At 62.6% G+C, this 4,160-nt stretch carries 5 protein-coding genes and 1 pseudogene; 2 read left to right on the top strand and 4 right to left on the bottom strand.

Annotated elements, in window-relative coordinates:
* Positions 1-543 (bottom strand): superoxide dismutase (locus ACTS2Z_RS05835; protein WP_442572281.1); only part of this gene is annotated, 543 nt, incomplete at its 3' end.
* Between the two features lie 154 nt (positions 544-697).
* Between ACTS2Z_RS05835 and ACTS2Z_RS05840 the strand changes: the two genes are divergently transcribed.
* Positions 698-1,096 carry an Hpt domain-containing protein gene (locus tag ACTS2Z_RS05840; protein ID WP_442572282.1) on the top strand — a complete coding sequence of 133 codons (399 nt, stop codon included), beginning with the start codon at positions 698-700 and terminating at the stop codon, positions 1,094-1,096.
* A 17-nt stretch (positions 1,097-1,113) separates the two neighbouring features.
* On the opposite strand, the gene ACTS2Z_RS05845 is transcribed toward ACTS2Z_RS05840, so the two are convergent.
* On the bottom strand, positions 1,114-1,452 hold the full coding sequence (locus tag ACTS2Z_RS05845) for a chorismate mutase (protein WP_442572283.1): 339 nt from the start codon (positions 1,450-1,452) through the stop codon (positions 1,114-1,116).
* Positions 1,453-1,600: 148 nt separating this feature from the next.
* On the opposite strand from ACTS2Z_RS05845, the gene ACTS2Z_RS05850 reads away from it, so the two are divergent.
* Positions 1,601-2,212, top strand: coding sequence for a glutathione S-transferase family protein (locus ACTS2Z_RS05850; RefSeq protein ID WP_442572285.1), 612 nt, complete (start codon positions 1,601-1,603; stop codon positions 2,210-2,212).
* On the opposite strand, the gene ACTS2Z_RS05855 is transcribed toward ACTS2Z_RS05850, so the two are convergent.
* Complete coding sequence (locus tag ACTS2Z_RS05855; RefSeq protein WP_442572284.1) at positions 2,188-3,663, bottom strand: hypothetical protein; 1,476 nt, start codon at positions 3,661-3,663, stop codon at positions 2,188-2,190. The two genes, ACTS2Z_RS05850 and ACTS2Z_RS05855, sit on opposite strands and share 25 nt — an antisense overlap.
* Before the next feature lie 70 nt (positions 3,664-3,733).
* Positions 3,734-4,160: pseudogene (locus ACTS2Z_RS05860) on the bottom strand (VWA domain-containing protein); the annotation flags it as partial.

Below are 4,160 nucleotides of genomic sequence, written 5' to 3' on the forward strand. Positions count from 1 at the left end.
GGTGATTTCAAGCTCGCCATTGCCGTTGACGATGGGCCAGGCCCAGCCGGAACCGAACTGGCCGGCACCGGCCGAATTGAACTGGTTCTTCATCTCGTCCAGAGAGCCGAACTTGGCGTTGATCGCATCGGCGAAGGCGCCGCTCGGCGCGCCGCTATTGGAGGGGGCGGTCATGCTTTCCCAGAAGAAAGTGTGGTTCCAGTGGCCGCCGCCATGATTGCGGAAGGCGCCGGGCAGGCCGGAGACCTGGCTCAGAATGTCCTCAAGCGAGGTGCCTTGCAGGTCGGAGCGGTTTTCCAGCGCGCCATTGAGGCCGTTTACATAGGCCTGATGGTGACGCGAATGGTGCAACTCCATGGTCTCGGCATCGATGACCGGCTCAAGCGCGTCATAGGCGTAGGGAAGATCGGGAAGCGAAAATGCGCTCATGACAGGGTTCTCCTGATTGCTGGAATGAATGGTGAGGGCGCTGGCCAGTGAGGAGGTGAGCGCCAGGCCCGGAAGCGTGGCGGTGGTCAGCAGCATGGTACGCCGGTTCAGCATGGTTCGGCTCCGTTTGGTAGCGGGTCGAGAGGGGTCTGCCCGTTGCGGGTCCTCAGCCCATACCTAGGCCGCCGTAACGGTACATGCCAGTGCGCAACGGAAAAGAAGTGCGGTTTGTTCCTTTGTTAACAATGTTTGTGAAGCTGCCATTAAGGTGGCGGGCGCACACTTCGCCGATCTCAAACTGATCGGATGCCGCATGCTCGACACTAACCGGAAAGGCGCGCAAGCGCCGCTGCTCGATGGCGCACACCTGCATCGCTATACGGGCGGCGATGTCGCGCTGGAAGTCGAGCTGTACGGCCTTTTGCGCGGCCAGATCGTCTCCACTCTCGATGCGCTGGAGCGCGCAGGCGATGATGGTGTGCTGTGGCAGCGCCTGGTTCACACGTTGAAAGGCGCGGCAAGGGGCGTCGGGGCAATGGCGCTGGGTGAGGTATGTGCCGCCCAGGAGGCCCGCATCAATGACCCACAGGCGCTTGAAGCGATCCGGGTGGTGGCCAACGAGACACTTGGCGCTATCCGGACCGAGCTGGACCGGCGCGCAGCCTGACAAGTAAATGGGCGGCCCTATCGCGGTTCGCGGGTGGCGTCCCACACCTGTAACTCATGGGCTATCGAGCGCTCGACGAGCTCGCGCCAGACCGGCTCGGCCAGCGTTTCGGGCACGCCTGCAGCACGCGCTGCCGCCTTCACCTTGGCAATCACATCCTCAATGCGGTCTTCATCCCGTACTACGTCGCGTGACGGCTTGATGCGGGCTGCAGCGTCCATGTAGCGCGTGCGCTCTGCGATCAGCCCGATCAGGGCCCGGTCCAGCCGGTCCACGCCGTCACGCACCTCTGCCATGCTGGAGCAATCCTGCGGCGCGGTGCGCTGGCTGAGGTCGTCGGGATCAAAAGGCAACATGTCGCAAACCCTGTTCGGCGTGGCTGGATTTATAGGCAAGCGGAACCGGGTGGGAAGCCTTGATGTCTGCCGCACTTCGCCGCGCTGTCAGAATCGCCAGCGCCTCACTAGGATGACGCCGCATCACCAGCAAGGCGGGAGGCCGATGATGAGCGCGTTCAAGCTGTATGGTCACACGGAAAGCGGCAATTGCCTGAAAACACTCTGGACCGCCCGCCATCTGGGTCTCGATTTCGAGTGGATCGAGCTGGATATCTTCAAGGGTGCGAGCCGTACTGACGAGTTTCTGGCCCTCAATCCCGCAGGTCAGGTGCCCCTGCTGCAACGCGCAGACGGCCGGACGCTTGCTCAGTCCAATGCCATCCTGATCTATCTGGCAGAGGGTAGCGATCTCATCCCGGCCGATCCGTTCGACCGGGCCAAGATGATGGAGTGGCTGTTCTGGGAGCAATACTCCCATGAGCCGTATATCGCGGTGCGCCGCAGCCAGCTGCGCTTTCATGCCCGCCGCGCCAGTGATCTCGACCCGGATCTTCTGAGCAAGGGCCGCCGGGCGCTCGGCGTGATGGAGATGCGGCTCCTGGCGCGCGAGTATTTCGTCGCCGAGCAACTGACCCTCGCGGACATTGCGCTGGTGGCCTACACGCGTGTTGCCCATGAGGGCGGCTTCGATCTGAAGGATTTTCCAGCGGTTCAGGGCTGGGTGCGCCGCGTCGAAAGCGCGCTGGCGCTGCCTCACGCAGGGGATGCTGCCGCCTGATCTGCGCCAGCGGCGCACGGTTTGGAGATATAGACATGGCCGGCCTCCAGATAGGCCTGGAAGGTGCTGGCCGGCAGGATCACAAAGCGTGAGCGGTACTCGGCATCGATGCTGTAGCCCTGATAGAGGGCGTTGCGGCGATAGACCTGGCTGAACCCGTCATCGAAATCACGGAAATGGAAGCGCCCGCATGCCGGGACGGGCTGGTTGTCGAGGGATTGCCAGGCAGGGATCAGCGCATACCCGGTCACGCCCCGGCGGGCCTCGAAGCGAGCCAGATCATCCTCGCGATGGTGCACGCTGGCCTGCACCGACAAGGCGAGATTGGCCGGCACGAGCAAGAGCAGTGCAAAAGCAATGGCGCTCATCGGCACGGTGAAGCGGCGGCTGAGGATGAAAAGCCCCATCGCCCCGGCGGCAATGGCCGGCAGGAGGGCGTGGGCATAGTTGCGTTCGAAGAAGACGGAGCGCGTGCTGAAATAGACCAGCAGAATCGCAAAACTGGCCATCAGCGTGATGATCCAGAAGCGCTCGCGCGCGGTGCCATAGGCCAGCCCCGCCCCGCTGGCGAGGATGATGAACGGCGCAGCGATCAGGAAGAAGCTGGCATTGTGCCACGCGTAGGCGGCCAGATTGCCGTGCAGGATCGAGTGGGGCGGATGCACGCCGGCATACTGGTTCATCAGGAAGTCCAGCCCGTTCAGCGTCACATCCGGGTTCAGGAACATGAACGGCGTCAGGATGAAGGAGGCCGCAACAAACACCGCGATCACGATCCCCGCATCCGTGATGAGCTTGCGCCAGACAAATCCCTGACCGATCAGGTAGGCGCCAGCAATCAGCGGCGCGAGGCTGGCGAAAGTGATCTTGATGCCTACCCCTGCGGCCATCACCACGCCCCACAGGACAAGCTGCAACAGCTTTCGCGATTGCAGTGTGGAGACGTAGAGCAGGCCCGCACTGGCGAGATAGAGCAGGCTTTCAGGCCTGGCCATCACGGCATCGTGGACGGCCATCGGCAGGGTGATGAAGACCAGAATGGCGGCAAAACCGGCGTATCGTGAGCCGGTCAGTTTCAGGACTGTGCCAAAGAGAAGCGGCAGTACGCCCAGCTGCGCAGCAAGGTTCAAGATCCGCACGGACAGCATCGGCTCGAGGCCGAACGCCTCGCCGGTGACGATCGCACCGTGTGCCGCCACCATGTAGAGATAGAAATTGTACTGGTCGTAGCGAAAATAGTCCGGCAGCGCGGCATTGGCCCAGTTGGGATCGAGCCAGCCCGAAGCGCGCATGGCATCGGAAACGGCCAGCGGAATATACTCGTCCGGATTGAAGATTGTCTCCGGCCCCGGCAGCCAGCGCAGATAGAGGAAGAGGCCAATCGCCCCTGTCCACAGCGCCGCCTGGACCAGAGGGTCGGTGATACCGGGCCGCAAGGCAGGAACTCGCATGGAAAGCCCTCTGGCTGCGCGGCGGTTGAGCGTGCGTGATAGCGGCAATCTGCGGTGATGAGAACCGCGCCTAGCGCCGGGCCAGCTCCTTCATTGCGCCATCAAGCCCCTCGAGCGTGAGCGGGAACATGCGCTGCGGCCCGATGATCTGGCGGATCACCTCGATCGAATAGGTGTGCGGCCACCATTTGTCAGGCTGCGGGTTCAGCCAGATCAGGTGCGGATAGGTGTCGACGATGCGTTTGAGCCAGACGGCGCCGGCTTCGGCATTCCAGTGCTCCACCGAACCGCCCGGATGGGTGATCTCGTAGGGCGCCATCGAGGCATCGCCCACGATCACCACCTTGTAGTCGTGGGGGTATTTGTGCAGCACGTCATAGAGCGCCATGGTCTCGGACTGGCGGCGCAGGTTGGACTTCCACACGCCCTCATAGATGCAATTGTGGAAGTAGAAATAGTCGAGCGACTTGAAGACGGATTTCGCCGCCGAGAAGAGC

Source organism: Glycocaulis sp., from assembly GCF_052168375.1.
Taxonomy (GTDB): domain Bacteria; phylum Pseudomonadota; class Alphaproteobacteria; order Caulobacterales; family Maricaulaceae; genus Glycocaulis.